At 64.1% G+C, this 13,883-nt stretch carries 12 protein-coding genes and 1 riboswitch; of the genes, 6 read left to right on the forward strand and 6 right to left on the reverse strand.

Annotation, left to right across the window (positions count from 1 at the left end):
• Positions 1 to 59: 59 nt before the first annotated feature.
• On the reverse strand, positions 60 to 1,484 hold the full coding sequence (locus BZF61_RS06940; RefSeq protein ID WP_086618035.1) for a short-chain fatty acyl-CoA regulator family protein: 1,425 nt from the start codon (positions 1,482 to 1,484) through the stop codon (positions 60 to 62).
• 146 nt (positions 1,485 to 1,630) lie between these two features.
• On the opposite strand from BZF61_RS06940, the gene BZF61_RS06945 reads away from it, so the two are divergent.
• The 6 genes from BZF61_RS06945 to BZF61_RS06970 all read left to right on the forward strand — a co-directional run bounded on the left by BZF61_RS06945 (position 1,631) and on the right by BZF61_RS06970 (position 9,504).
• Positions 1,631 to 2,050 (forward strand): acyl-CoA thioesterase, encoded by a 420-nt coding sequence (locus BZF61_RS06945; protein ID WP_086618036.1) that lies wholly within the window; start codon positions 1,631 to 1,633, stop codon positions 2,048 to 2,050.
• A complete protein-coding gene (locus BZF61_RS06950; RefSeq protein ID WP_086618038.1) occupies positions 2,047 to 3,564 on the forward strand; it encodes an MmgE/PrpD family protein in 1,518 nt (505 codons plus the stop codon). Before BZF61_RS06945 ends, BZF61_RS06950 begins: the two co-directional genes overlap by 4 nt.
• A 10-nt stretch (positions 3,565 to 3,574) precedes the next feature.
• Complete coding sequence (gene prpC / locus BZF61_RS06955) at positions 3,575 to 4,741, forward strand: bifunctional 2-methylcitrate synthase/citrate synthase (RefSeq protein WP_086618039.1); 1,167 nt, start codon at positions 3,575 to 3,577, stop codon at positions 4,739 to 4,741.
• A gap of 11 nt (positions 4,742 to 4,752) precedes the next feature.
• On the forward strand, positions 4,753 to 5,664 hold the full coding sequence (gene prpB, locus BZF61_RS06960; RefSeq protein ID WP_086618041.1) for a methylisocitrate lyase: 912 nt from the start codon (positions 4,753 to 4,755) through the stop codon (positions 5,662 to 5,664).
• A 64-nt stretch (positions 5,665 to 5,728) separates the two neighbouring features.
• A riboswitch (cobalamin riboswitch) is annotated at positions 5,729 to 5,943 on the forward strand.
• Positions 5,944 to 6,048: 105 nt separating this feature from the next.
• Complete coding sequence (gene metE, locus BZF61_RS06965) at positions 6,049 to 8,388, forward strand: 5-methyltetrahydropteroyltriglutamate--homocysteine S-methyltransferase (protein WP_086618042.1); 2,340 nt, start codon at positions 6,049 to 6,051, stop codon at positions 8,386 to 8,388.
• Between the two features lie 162 nt (positions 8,389 to 8,550).
• Positions 8,551 to 9,504: a LysR family transcriptional regulator gene (locus tag BZF61_RS06970; RefSeq protein ID WP_211276730.1), complete on the forward strand. Its 954-nt coding sequence runs from the start codon at positions 8,551 to 8,553 to the stop codon at positions 9,502 to 9,504.
• Here BZF61_RS06970 and BZF61_RS06975 read toward each other — a convergent pair.
• The 5 genes from BZF61_RS06975 to trbL are packed head-to-tail and all read right to left on the reverse strand — an operon-like array spanning position 9,413 to position 13,882.
• Positions 9,413 to 9,676 carry a DUF2274 domain-containing protein gene (locus tag BZF61_RS06975; RefSeq protein WP_086618043.1) on the reverse strand — a complete coding sequence of 88 codons (264 nt, stop codon included), beginning with the start codon at positions 9,674 to 9,676 and terminating at the stop codon, positions 9,413 to 9,415. The two genes, BZF61_RS06970 and BZF61_RS06975, sit on opposite strands and share 92 nt — an antisense overlap.
• Positions 9,677 to 9,679: 3 nt before the next feature.
• A complete protein-coding gene (locus BZF61_RS06980; RefSeq protein WP_211276734.1) occupies positions 9,680 to 10,813 on the reverse strand; it encodes a TraB/TrbI/VirB10 family type IV secretion system protein in 1,134 nt (377 codons plus the stop codon).
• A gap of 56 nt (positions 10,814 to 10,869) precedes the next feature.
• On the reverse strand, positions 10,870 to 11,850 hold the full coding sequence (trbG, locus tag BZF61_RS06985) for a P-type conjugative transfer protein TrbG (RefSeq protein WP_086618046.1): 981 nt from the start codon (positions 11,848 to 11,850) through the stop codon (positions 10,870 to 10,872).
• Complete coding sequence (gene trbF, locus BZF61_RS06990; protein ID WP_086618297.1) at positions 11,847 to 12,530, reverse strand: conjugal transfer protein TrbF; 684 nt, start codon at positions 12,528 to 12,530, stop codon at positions 11,847 to 11,849. The genes trbG and trbF overlap by 4 nt, the downstream gene beginning before the upstream one ends.
• A complete protein-coding gene (gene trbL, locus BZF61_RS06995; RefSeq protein WP_086618295.1) occupies positions 12,530 to 13,882 on the reverse strand; it encodes a P-type conjugative transfer protein TrbL in 1,353 nt (450 codons plus the stop codon). The genes trbF and trbL overlap by 1 nt, the downstream gene beginning before the upstream one ends.
• Position 13,883: the final 1 nt, after the last annotated feature.

A 13,883-nucleotide genomic window follows, 5' to 3' on the forward strand; every position in this document is an offset into this window, starting at 1 on the left:
GCGCGCCGGTAATGTCAATCCATAGCACATGCGTAGCCGTGCGCTATTTTCGGAAACAGTTACATGTCGGTCGTATAAGGGGCAAAGGCGCTGCGATTCTGGTCGACATACAACGGCTGGCCGATCGGAGGAAACGCACGCTGCGGGCAGGCTCGGCGTTCGCAGATTTTGCAGCCTGCGCCAATCGGCGTTGCCGCCGCCGGATTGCCGAGATCAAGTCCGTCCGCGTAGACAAGCCGCGACGCATGGCGAATGTCACAGCCAAGCGCAACCGCGAAGGTCTTCCGGGGTGCGCGATAGCCACCCTGTCCGCGTGAGACAGATCGGGCAATCCACAAATAGGTTCGCCCGTCCGGCATGCTGGCCACTTGTGTCAGGATGTGATCAGGCTGGGCAAAGGCCTCATATACGTTCCACAATGGACAGGTGCCGCCGAAGCGTGAGAAGTGGAAATCCGTAGCCGACTGGCGCTTGGAGATATTGCCGGCACGATCTACGCGGATGAAGAAGAAGGGAACGCCATGCGCGCCCGGCCGCTGCAGCGTGCTGAGGCGATGGCAGGTCGTCTCAAAGCCCACGCCGAAGCGCTGCCCGAGCAGCTCGATGTCGTAGCGGAGACGCTCGGCAAGCCGCAGGAACGGTGCGTAGGGCAGGACGAGCGCGCCTGCGAAATAGTTGGCGAGGCCGATACGTGCAAGAGATCGGGCCTCCTCGTTGGAGAATGATCCGCCTGCGACCAATTCATCCATCAGCCCACGCTGCTCGAGGAAGGCGAGTTGCGTCGCGATCTGGAACGCCTGCTGTCCCGGCCGCAGCCTGCGTGACAACCAGAGGGTGCGTGTTTCGGGATCATATTTCCGCTGCGTCCCGGAGCCTGCGTCTTGGCTGAGATCGGCCAGCCGAAGTCCGTGTTTGGCCTCCAGCCTGCCGGCGAGTGCTGACGCCATCCGGCCGAGCGGCATGCCCAGTTCTTGAGCGACGATTTCCGCTGCGCGGTCGAGCGCATCGACATAGTTGCGGTTGGCATAGAAGAAGTCGCGTACCTCCTCGAACGGCGTTGACGGAAGCGCTGTCAGTTCTCCCTGCCTGTCGTCGCCGAGCCGTGCCGCATAGGCGGCCGCTTGCTCGCTCGCCTGCTTCAGTCGCCGACTCTGGGAAATGAAGGCGCGTGCGAGAGCCGGCATGTTGCTGGCCAGTTCCCGCAGGTCGGTTGAGGCGATCGGTTCACCGAGCGCCGGATCGGACAGCGCCTCGCGCAACTCGCCGATCAGCCGCGCATCGTCGTGTTCGGAGAAGAGCTGCACGTTCATGCCGAACGCGGCGTTGAGCTTCAGGAGCACTGGCACGGTCAGCGGCCGCTGATTGTTTTCGATCTGGTTGAGGTAGGAGAGCGAGATGCCGAGCGCGTCGGCCAGCGCCTGTTGGGTCAGCCTGCGCTCCTCCCGAAGCCTCTTCAACCGCACGCCCATGAACACCTTCTTCATGGGCGGCCTCGCTGCCAGCGCCTTCGCAAACTTTGCAGATTCACAGGATACCCTTCGCAAAGCTCCGCATTCTCAGTGGTTTACGCCTCCGATCCTATGCGGATAGTGCGGAGTTGAAAAGCCCATTGGAGCAACGACGCTTGAACATGCAGGCGATCAAAACGGATCAGGCCGAAGCGCGCTTTCTGGAAGTCGTTCTTCCGGAACAGGCCAATCACTACGGCACGCTCTACGGCGCGAATGCGCTGCAGATCATGGGCAAGGCCGCTTTTGTCTGCGCTACGCACCATGCGCGGTGCGCCGTCGTGATGGCTAAGGTCGACAGCATCGAGTTCACCAAGCCGATCAGGATCGGCGCGATCATCGATATCCGTGCGAGCATCGTCTTTCAGGGACGGTCATCGATGACCGTCATTGTCGAAGTCGTTGCTGATAGTCCTGCTGGGCCGTCTGGCGCGCCTTCGATCAGCGGCCGCTTCGTGATGGTCGCTGTCGATTCCGATGGCGTGCCGATACCCATTCCACCCCATGAAGATCAATCGCCAGCCGAGGATGCCGTTTCGTGAAGCCGCATAAAGTCCGTACATACAAATCCGCCGAGAAACTCGCACGCGAGGACGAGCTTGCCTGGAAGATCGCGTCCGTCGCGGCAGACGACGTGGCGCTCGACGCCGATGTCGTCGAGATGATCGGCAACCGCATCATCGACAATGCCGCCGTCGCAGCCGCGTCGCTGGCGCGCCGTCCGGTGGCGAGCGCGCGTGCGCAAGCGCAGGCGCATCCTTTCGTGCCGGGCGCGACGGTGTTCGGGCTTCCTGCCGCCGCCCGCGTCTCGCCTGAATGGGCCGCATGGGCGAATGGCGTCGCCGTGCGCGAACTCGACTTTCACGACACCTTCCTCGCCGCGGATTACTCTCATCCCGGCGACAACATTCCGCCAATCCTTGCGGTCGCCCAGCATTGCGGCCTATCGGGCACCGCGCTCGCCAAGGGACTGGCGACCGGCTACGAGATCCAGGTAAATCTCGTGAAGGGCATTTGCCTGCACGAGCACAAGATCGATCAAATTGCCCATCTCGGTCCATCGGCAGCAGCAGGCATCGGCACAGCGCTCGGGCTCTCCACGGAAATCATCTATCAGGCGGTGCAGCAGGCGCTACATGTAACCACCACGACACGCCAGTCGCGCAAGGGCGAGATTTCGAGCTGGAAAGCCTACGCCCCCGCGTTTGCCGGCAAGATGGCGGTGGAGGCGGTGGATCGGGCCATGCGTGGCGAAGGCGCGCCGTCACCGGCATGGGAGGGCGAAGACGGCTTCATCGCCTGGCTGCTGGGCGGCTCCCAGGCGGAATACATCGTGCCGCTGCCCGAAAGGGGCGAGCCCAAGCGTGCCATTCTCGAAACCTACACCAAGGAGCACTCGGCCGAATACCAGAGTCAGGCGCTCATCGATCTCGCCCGGCGGCTGGGGCCGAAGATTGGCGACCTCACCAGGGTGAAGGACATCGTCATCCACACCAGCCATCACACCCACTACGTGATCGGCACCGGCGCGAAAGATCCGCAGAAGATGGACCCGAAGGCGAGCCGCGAAACGCTCGACCATTCGATCATGTACATCTTCGCCGTGGCACTGGAAGACGGCGGCTGGCACCACGAGCGCTCCTATGCGTCGGAGCGCGCCAACCGGCCTGAAACGGTGGCCTTGTGGCACAAGATCTCCACCATCGAGGACCCGGAGTGGACGCGCCGCTACCACAGCCATGATCCGAAGGAAAAGGCGTTCGGCGGCCGGGTCGTCGTCACACTTATGGACGGGACTGTGATCGAGGACGAGCTGGCCGTGGCCGACGCGCATCCGCTCGGCGCGCGACCGTTCACGCGGCCCGACTACGTGAAGAAATTCCGCACGCTCTGCGAAGGCATCGTTGCGGCGAGCGAGCAGGATCGCTTCATCGCCACCGTCGAGCGCCTGCTGGACCTGAAGCCGCAGGAGCTTGCCGGACTGAACTTCACTGTCGACGCCGACAAGCTCGGTCCGGCAGCTGCCCCCGGCATTTTCGACTGGAAGCGCGGTTGAGGAGGATGAGATGACCGCACCCAAGCCCAAGAAATCCGTCGCCCTGTCCGGCGTCGTCGCCGGCAACACCGGGCTCTGCACCGTCGGCCGGACCGGCAACGATCTGCACTATCGCGGCTATGACATTCTCGATGTTGCGGAGACCTGTGAGTTCGAGGAAATCGCCCATCTGCTCGTCCATGGCACGCTGCCGACAGTGGCCGAGCTGGCCGCCTATAAGGCGAAGCTGAAATCGCTCCGCGGCCTGCCGCAGGCGGTGAAGCGCACGCTGGAACTGCTTCCAGCCGCCACCCACCCGATGGACGTTTTGCGTTCGGGCGTCTCGGCGCTGGGCTGCGTCCTACCGGAAGCGGCAGACCACAACCATGCCGGCGCACGCGACATCGCCGACCGGCTGCTCGCCTCGCTCGGCTCCATCCTGCTCTACTGGTATCACTTCACCCAGAACGGCCGGCGTGTCGAGGTTGAAACAGACGACATGACTATCGGCGGGCATTTCCTCCACCTGCTGCACGGCCGTGTGCCCAGCGATAGCCGTGTGCGGGCGATGCACACTTCACTGATCCTCTATGCGGAGCACGAATTCAACGCCTCCACCTTTACCGCACGTACCATCGCAGGCACGGGCGCCGACCTTTATTCCGCCATTACGGGCGCCATCGGCGCACTGCGCGGGCCGAAGCATGGCGGGGCCAACGAAGTCGCCTTTGATATACAGAGGCGCTATGTCGATCCGGCGGAAGCGGAAGAGGACATCCGCCGCCGCGTGGCTGCCAAAGAGGTCGTGATCGGCTTCGGCCATCCCGTCTACACGGTGTCGGACCCGCGCAACATCGTCATCAAGGAGGTGGCCCGCCGGCTTTCTATCGAAGCAGGTTCGATGCGGATGTTCGAGATCGCCGAACGGATCGAGCGGGTGATGGGCGACACCAAGAAGATGTTCGCTAATCTCGACTGGTTCAGCGCTGTTTCATACCACATGATGGGTGTGCCCACCGCGATGTTTACGCCGCTCTTCGTTATCGCCCGCACCGCCGGGTGGAGCGCGCACGTCATCGAGCAGCGGCAAGACAACAAGATCATCCGCCCCTCCGCGAACTATGTCGGCCCAGAGCACCAACCGTTCGTGCCCATTGAGGCACGTGACCGGGCCAGCTCTTCCGTGCGTGCGGCATAAAGGACACCGATATGCCATATCTTGTTGCATCCGAATTTCCCACCGAACCTGCCGGCGCCCGCTTCCGGGCTCTGGTGGAAAGAGACGGCATTCTTCCCATTCCCGGCGCTCATAACGGCATGGCCGCGCTCCAGGCCACGGCGGCAGGCTTTGAAGCACTCTATCTCTCCGGGGCCGCCATGACGGCTTCCATGGGCCTGCCTGACCTTGGCATCATCACCGTGGACGAGGTGGCTTTCTTCATCCGCCAGGTGGCGCGAGCGAGCGGCCTGCCGGTACTGGTCGATGGCGACACCGGCTATGGAGAAGCCCTCAATGTGATGCACATGGTGCGCACCTTCGAGGAGGCTGGGGCTGGCGCCGTCCATATCGAAGACCAACTCCTACCGAAGAAATGCGGCCATCTCAACGACAAGAAGCTCGCCGACGCCCGTGACATGGCGGCCAAGGTGGCCGCCGCTGCAAAGGCGCGCCGCACACTCTATCTCATCGCCCGCACCGACGCGGCCACGAGCGAGGGAATCGACGGCGCGGTAGCCCGCGCGAAGCTCTATGTCGAAGCGGGCGCCGATGCAATTTTTCCCGAGGCGCTCACCGACGCGGAGATGTTCCGCGAGTTCGCGCGCCGCATGCCGGGCGTGCCGTTGCTCGCTAATATGACCGAGTTCGGCAGAACGCCTTTCTTCACGGAGCAAGAGTTCGAGGAGATGGGCTATCGGATGGTAATCTGGCCGGTATCCTCGCTTCGCGTAGCCAACAAGGCGCAAGAGAAACTCTACGCGACCCTGAAGCGCGACGGCGCGACGAAGGCCATGGTCAATGAGATGCAGACCCGCGCAGAACTGTACGACCTGATCAGACTGGCTGACTACGAGCGACTCGACGCTTCCATCGTCGCCACCGTACTTCCGGCCGTTGCCTGACTGCCAAGCGATAGCACCATATAAAGATATCTTTATATTCCACTTGACAACGGGTTGGTAGTCGTCATTATTGTGCCGTCGTGGTTCTCTGCGCCTGTCTTTGGCCAGAGCTAAGAGGGAATCCGGTGCGCCAAATAAAGGCAATGCCGGAGCTGTCCCCGCAACTGTAAGCGGCGAGCCCTCATCCCAATTGCGCCACTGAAGCCCTCGGGCTTCGGGAAGGCAGGATGAAGGCCGTGACCCGCAAGCCAGGAGACCTGCCGCGACAGAATGATACGTCCTCGGGCGGGGTGTCCCGGTGGCCGCACGTCTTACCGGCATTCTCGCCGGAGTACGCACGCGCGTCCGCTCGGCCTTTGCCCCCAACATCATGGGGTTGAGCCGATGTCTCTACTTTCACTTCCTGTAAGCACTCTCGGCGTGCCGCGGATAGGTCCGCGCCGTGAGCTCAAATTCGCACTCGAATCCTACTGGTCCGGCAAGTCCGATGCCGCTGCGCTCTTAGACGCCGCTGCCGGATTGCGCGCCGCGCACTGGGCGCGCCAGAAGGCGCTCGGTGTGACCAACATCCCGTCGAATGACTTCTCGCTCTACGACCATGTGCTCGATACGAGCGTCATGGTTGGCGCCATTCCCGAAATCTACGGCTGGACGGGCGGCCCCGTTCCGCTCGACACCTATTTTGCGATGGCGCGCGGCAGCCAGGGCAATGACCATGACGGGGCGTGCTCCCACGGCGGTCACGGCGAGCCTCGCGGCGTTCCGGCACTCGAAATGACCAAGTGGTTCGACACCAACTACCACTACATGGTGCCGGAGTTCACGAAAGGGCAGCAATTCACGCTGGCTTCGAACAAGCCAGTGGATGAGTATCGCGAGGCAAAGGCGCTCGGCTACGAGACACGTCCCGTCCTGCTCGGTCCAGTTACCTATCTGAAGCTCGGCAAGAGCAAGGATCCAACGCTCGACCCCGTATCGCTCATCGGCAAACTGCTTCCAGTCTATGTTGAGGTGCTTCGACGTTTGGTGGCGAACGGCGCCGATTGGGTACAGATCGACGAACCTTGCCTCGTACTCGACGTCGATGAAGCGACGCGCGACGCATTCCGCCAAACCTATAGCCTCTTCGCGCACGCGCTGCCGAAACTGAAGATCATGCTGACGACCTATTTCGGTGGGCTCGGTGACAATCTCGATCTGGCACTTGGCCTGCCGATCGCTGGTCTCCACCTTGACCTCGTGCGCGCTCCGGAGCAGCTCGACACTGTGCTCGCGAGAGCGCCCCAAGAGCTCGTGCTGTCGCTCGGTGTTATCGACGGACGCAACGTCTGGCGTGCCAACCTGCCCGCCATTCTCGAGCGCCTGGAGCCGGTCGTGGGCAGACGCGGCTCCGACCATGTCGAGATCGCACCATCCTGCTCGCTGCTGCACGTTCCGATCGACCTCGAACTGGAAACAGGCCTCGATCGCGACCTGAAGGAGTGGCTTGCCTTCTCTGTTCAGAAGATGGGTGAGCTCGCCGTCCTGGGGAAGGCGCTGGTCGAGGGCCAAGAGGCCGTGATGCAGCAACTCACCGACTCTGCCGTTGCGGCCGGCCGACGCGAGGCGTCGGAGAAGGTGCATGACGCGGCCGTCGCGGCCCGTATCGCCTCGGTCACGCCGGAAATGGCCAGACGAGCAACCCCCTTCACTGAGCGCGTCCACCTGCAGCGTGCAGCGTTGAACCTGCCGCCGTTCCCGACGACGACGATCGGCTCCTTTCCGCAAACCGAAGGCGTTCGCAAAGCCCGCGCGGCACATGCAAAGGGCGCAATCACTGACGCTGATTACGAGGCCTTTCTGCGCAAGGAGATCGAGGCGGCTGTGCACTGGCAGGAGGAGATCGGCCTCGACGTGCTGGTCCATGGCGAATTCGAGCGCAACGACATGGTGCAGTATTTCGGGGAGCAGCTCGCTGGTTTCGCCTTCACAAAACACGGCTGGGTGCAGAGCTACGGCTCGCGCTATGTCCGGCCGCCCATCCTTTTCGGCGATGTGTCGCGGCCGCAGCCGATGACGGTGGAATGGTGGCGCTACGCCCAGTCCCTCACGAACAAGCCCATGAAGGGCATGCTCACCGGGCCGGTCACGATCCTCAACTGGTCGTTCGTGCGCGATGATATTCCACGTAGCGCCGTCTGCCGGCAGATCGCGCTTGCGATCCGTGACGAGGTCCAGGACCTCGAGGCGGCCGGGGCAAGGATTATCCAGATCGACGAAGCTGCGTTGCGCGAGGGTCTGCCGCTCCGAAAGGCCGACTGGAAGGGCTATCTCGACTGGGCGGTCGATAGCTTTCGGCTGGCCTCTTCTGGCGTTTCGGACGAGACGCAGATCCACACTCACATGTGCTATTCGGAGTTCAACGACATCATCAACGCCATCGCCGCGATGGATGCAGACGTCATCTCGATCGAGACTTCGCGCTCGAAAATGGAGCTGCTCGATGCCTTCCGGACTTTCAAGTATCCGAACGAGATTGGACCTGGCGTTTACGATATCCACTCGCCGCGCGTGCCGGAAACCGTCGAGATGACACACCTGCTTACTCTTGCGCGAGAGCGCATCGCGGACGGGCAGCTCTGGGTCAATCCGGATTGCGGCCTGAAGACCCGAATGTGGGATGAGGTCAGACCTGCACTTGTAAACATGGTGAAAGCGGCGAAACGCATGCGAGATGTCACCTGAATGGAGCGCAGCGGCGACGAGGTTATATCTCGAAGAGTGCGTACCGATCACTGCCGCGCAGAGAGCATTGAAGACGGGCGACATTTTTGCACTCGAAAATATTCGGAGCGTTGTCCGTTCTTCGATTTTGGCTGCGTCGGCGCAACAAGATGAACGCCGCCGGTGTCAATCGAGCTTAGACACCTACGCTGTGCCGAAACGGCGGAGCGCTGTGGCAGCTTCCGCCAGGCCGCTGACGCGCTTTCCCTCAAGCAGTCCAATCTCAGCCGTCGGGTGCGGCATCTCGAAGAAGAGCTCGGGGTCGCGCTATTCGAGCGGACTAATGGCGGCGTCCGGCCCACACGGGCGGGACGCGATTTCGTCAGAGGGATTCGACGTATACTTGATGAGTTGCAGCTCGTCATTGAATGCACGAAGGCCGTGGGCCGCGGTGAGGCTGGATGCCTGACGATAGGCTTCTATACGTCGCTCTCGGCAGGCAATCTCAAGGCAAGCCTCATCGAGTTTTGTCGGCGCTATCCGCGGGTGGACTTCAGCACCGTAGAGGGGTCGCGAGCGCGCCTGCTCGACGGTATTCACAACGGCACGATCGACATCGCTATCGTCACCGGAGAGCCGGCATCGGATTTCGCCCATTCGATGGTGCTATGGAGCGAGCGCATTGTTGTCGCGCTGCGCGAGGATCATCCTCTTGCCGCGAAGGAGGTCATTGACTGGACGGATCTGAAGCGTGCTCGCATCCTGTTGAGCGAGCGCGATCCCGGCCCGGAGATTCGCGATATTCTGGTTGCGAAGTTGAATTCGCCTGGAGCCTCTCTCGATATCATACGTCACGACGTGACGCTGGAGAACATCAAAAGCCTCGTTGGTGCCGGTCATGGCGTGAGCCTGATGTGCGAGGCCTGCACAGGAGCAACCAACGCCGGGGTTGTCTATCGTGAGGCGCGCGACGGCAATGAATCGACCAGGATTGTTTACCGAGCCTACTGGCGGGATGAGAACAATAATCCCGCGCTTGGCAACTTCATACGGCTCTTGGAGGAGCGTTGCCCGTCGATTGCGAGCGGAAACGGCGGTCGCGGCGAATTTTCACGAACACGCGATCGGTCGCCATGAACCTCGCGATCATCGGCGGGATGAGCTTCACGGGATCGGAGACGGGCCTGCCGGTCTCCTGCGCAAGCACTTCCGCATAGGCGAGCAATTCGCGGTGGATCGCTGCCGGCAGTTCCACCGTTAGTTTGACTGGCTTGTCGTCCTCCAGCGCGCCGAGCTTCAGCTTTGCCATTGCTCATGCTCCATAGGGTTCGAGAACGAGGTCGCGCGTGACGATCACGCGGACCGGGAAGCCGGGCCGGATGGTGAGCGTCGGCGCCACGTTAAGCTGACGACGGATAACTTCCTGACCGGCATCGTTGATCGTGTCCTGGCCGCCGTTGCGGATGGCGCGCAGGAAGCGGTCGTCGTCGTCGACGGCGAGTTCGGCTCCGATGCTCAGCAGCGTGGAAAGACCGGCAGCCTTGGCGAGGTCCCACCAGTGATAGTCGACGCCATCCTCGAGGCCCGCATAGCCCGCCGCATCCGCCCCTGGCTGGCGCTCCAGGACGATCGAGCGACCGTTGGGGAAGATCAGCCGGTTCCACACCAGCAGCACGCGGCGCTGGCCGAACTGCACGGCGTTGTCGTACTGGCCGATGATGCGGGTGCCCTGCGGCACGAGGAGAATCCGGCCGGTCGGACTGTCGTAGATGTTTTCCGTGACCTGCGCCGTGATTTGCCCGGGCAGGTCAGAGCGAATGCCGGTGATCAGCGCAGCCGGGATCACCGCGCCGGCCTGCAGGACGTAGGGTGAGGCCGGCGGCATCACGCGATCCGGGGCGACGGTGCGGCGATCGGCGGCAGCATTGAGGAAGGCGAGCTGCCGCTCCTGGGCGCGCTCTTGCGCCGTCGGCGTGTTGAATTGGCCGAGAAGCCCGAGGCCGGTCAGGTTCGCGGTGGTGGCGGCGCCGCTAGGCGACGTCGAAGCCGCGACCGTCCGTGCCTGTGTCTGGAAGAAGACTCGGCTCGTGCGTGCCGCTTCCTCTTCGGCGAGTCGGCGCTGCTCCGCCGCATCCGCGGTCGGCTGGATGGATGGCGGCATGACCGGCTGTCCACGATCCTGGGCGTTGAGGATGGGTCGGCCCAGGTCACCCGGCAGCGGCGGTCCAAGGCGCGGGCCGGTATAGTCGCGCGGCAGCCCGGCGAGTCCATCGGCCGTGGGCCGATTGGTCGTAGAATAGAGTTCCTCGCTGCGGGGGCCGCCATCGCGGGTTTGCAGCGCGTAGATGAGGGCGCCGCCGAGGCCGATCGATGCAATGAGGCCGATCCCTGCCAGCGCCTTGCGCGACAGGCGGGTGACGCGGGGCGGATCGCCGCGCAGCCGCATGGAGGCCGCGGTATCGCTCGCTCCCTCCGTTCCGAAATGGCGATTGTCGGTGTCGCTCATGAGGACGGCCTCCCGTCGCTGCGCGAGATCCTGACCGTTTGCTGACGGTCACCGCTGCCAAGGCGAAGCTCGGCGGCGCCGAAGAGGCGATCGACGATCAGGATGTTCTGGTAGATGCGGCTATTGGCGATCTGGAGCTCGCCTTCCGAGCCGATGACGAAGAGCGGCGGCATCTCGCCCTGGACGATGCCGCGTGGGAACTCGACATAGACCCGACGTCCGTCGTCGTAGACAGCTGTCGGCCGCCAGGGCGGATTGTCGCCGCTCAGGGCATAGCGATAGTTGCGTGCCGCAGCGGCGGGAATGATCGGCATCGCCGGCATGGCCTGACGCTGCGAAGCGGGCGGCTGCGGGTAAGCCCAGGCCACCGCCGGCATGTACGGATTGGCACCGGCGCGCAGCTCGATCATGTAGGTGCGGCGGTCCGTGGTGATAAGCAGGTTGGTCGTGATGTCAGGCCGCGTCGGCTTCACCAGTACGTGGACACGACGCGTGACCCCCGATCCGCTCTCGGTGTCGCCGATGATCCAGCGCGCGGTGTCGCCGGCGGCGATCGGGCCGGCGCCGGTCAGGCTTTCGCCGGGCTCGAGCGCGATGTCGGTGATCTGCCCCGGCGAGGTGTAAACTTGGTAGAGCGCGCCCTCCGACCACGGATAAATCTGGATGGCATTGTAATAGCCCTCGCGGCGCGGCTCGACGCGGGCGGCGGCATTGGCATTCGCCACGCGCGCCGTTGGGGAGTTGGCGACCGATCCGCCATGGCTGGGTGTCCAGGCAGGCGGGATGTGCAGCGGCCGTGGCCGGTCGTCGGTGAGCACGGCCGGAACGGGCGGCAGAGGCGGAACGTCGGAATCATAGTTGATCTGCGGCGGCCTCTGGCTGGCGCATGCGCTGAGCAACGTCACTGACAGAAGCGCGGCCGGGATTGCGGATTTACGGAAAGCCGCATTTGCGGCGCGGACATTCGTTCGGTTCATTGCCCCAGCTCCCGCGACCAGTTGATCGCATTGACGTAGATGCCGAGCGGATTGGCGCGGAGCCGCTCGGCGTCACGCGGCGGCTGCACGACGATGGTGAGGATGGCGGTCCATCGCTCGGTCGATGCGAGCTGACCATTCTCGTAGTGCCGCTCGGTCCAGGCCACGCGGAAGCTGTCGGGCGAAGCCCGGATGACGCTCGATACGTCGAGCGCGACCTGCTGCTTGCCGACCTTGGTGAACGGGTCGTTCGCGCGCGCGTAGTCGTTCAAGGCGGCGGCGCCGCGATCGGTCGTGAAGTCGTAGGCGCGAAGCCAGTTCTGCCGGACGATGATCGGATCAGCCGGGATGGAGCGGACCTGTTCGATGAAGCGCGCGAGGTGGAACGCGACTTGGGGATCGGTCGGGCGATAGTCGGCAACCGCGGGCGCGACCGCCTGGGCCTGGCCGAGATTGTCGACCTGCACCACCCAGGGCACGACGGTGCCGCGCGCCGACTGCCAGACGAGAGCTGCGGCGAACCCGGCGGACAGGAACAGGCAGCCGAACGCCATGAGGCGCCAGTTCCTCGCCTGCACGCGCGCCGAGCCGATGCGCTCGTCCCAGACCTGCGCGGCGCGCTGATAGGGCGTCTCGGGTGCAGGAGCTTTTCCGTAGTGTGTGGACGGTCGCTTGAACATCATTGGTCTCGCTGGGAAAGGCTGATGGAGGCGCCGCCGCCATGGCTGTCGCCGCTGCGGATCGCGTGCGCGGCGGCCATGACGCCGTGATGGAGCTGCTGGGAGCGATTCATGCGGCGGGCCCAGTCGGGCGGACCGTCAGACGTGGAAGCTCCTGACGCGTCGACCGCGCCGCCGCCGATCGTGCCCATCGTCGAGGCGCCGCCGGTCGCTTCGAAAGCGGACTGGGCGCCTCGGGCGTAGCTGGAGCGCATGCTGTCGGCCGCGTGAGAGACCGCGCGGCGAAGCGGCGAGACGGCCGCGCCGCCCGCCGCGCGCGCGACGCCACCGAGGCCGGAGGCAACGCCGGCCGCACCGGATTGTCCGGCAGCCCCCAGGCTGTAGGCCGTCGCTGCGCCGCCGGCGAGGGTCGCGCCTCCGCGCGCTGCGGCAGCTGTGCCCGAGATCGCGGCCGCGCCGCCGCGTACGGCGAGTCCGCCAGCCGCACCCGCAGCGATCACCGCACCGCCGGCCGCAAGCCCAGTGCCCACGGCCGCGCCGGCGCTGAGCTGGGGACCGCCGCTGACGAGGCCGTTGGCGATGCCGGGCCCGAAGATCCCGAGGCCGAGAAGCGACAGCGCCGCCAGCACGATCGCCATGGCCTGATCGATCGTCGGGTTGGCGCCGCCGAAGCCGGCGGTGAACTCGGAAAACAGCGTCGAGCCGATGCCGATGATGACGGCGAGCACCAACACCTTGATGCCAGAGCTGATGACGTTGCCGAGCACGCGCTCGGCCATGAACGCGCTCTGCCCGAACAGCCCGAATGGGATGAGGACGAAGCCGGCCAGCGTCGACAACTTGAATTCGATCAGGGTGACGAAGAGCTGGACTGCGAGGATGAAGAACGCCAGCAGCACAAGCGCCCACGCGAGGAAGAGGCAGGCGATCTGGATGAAGTTCTCGAAGAACGACCAGTAGCCCATGAGGCCCGAGATCGAGTCGAGCAGCGGACGGCCGGCGTCGAGGCCGGTCTGCGCGACGCGGCCCGGGCGAAGAAGATCGGCCGTCGTGAAGCCGGTTCCGCTCGCCTTCAGTCCGAGGCCGGCGAAGGACTCGAAGACGATCCGCGCGAGGTTGTTCCAGTTGCCGATGAGATAGGCGAACACGCCGACGAACAGCGTCTTCTTGATGAGGCGGGCGAGGATGTCGTCATCGGCGCCCCAGCTCCAGAACAGAGCTGCGAGCGTCACGTCGATGACGATCAGCGTGGTCGCAACGAAAGCAACCTCGCCGCCGAGGAGGCCAAACCCGCTGTCGATGTAGCGGGTGAAGACCTCGAGGAAATGGTCGATGACGCCCGTGCCGCCCATG

This window comes from Erythrobacter tepidarius (genome assembly GCF_002155695.1).
Taxonomy (GTDB): domain Bacteria; phylum Pseudomonadota; class Alphaproteobacteria; order Sphingomonadales; family Sphingomonadaceae; genus Erythrobacter; species Erythrobacter tepidarius.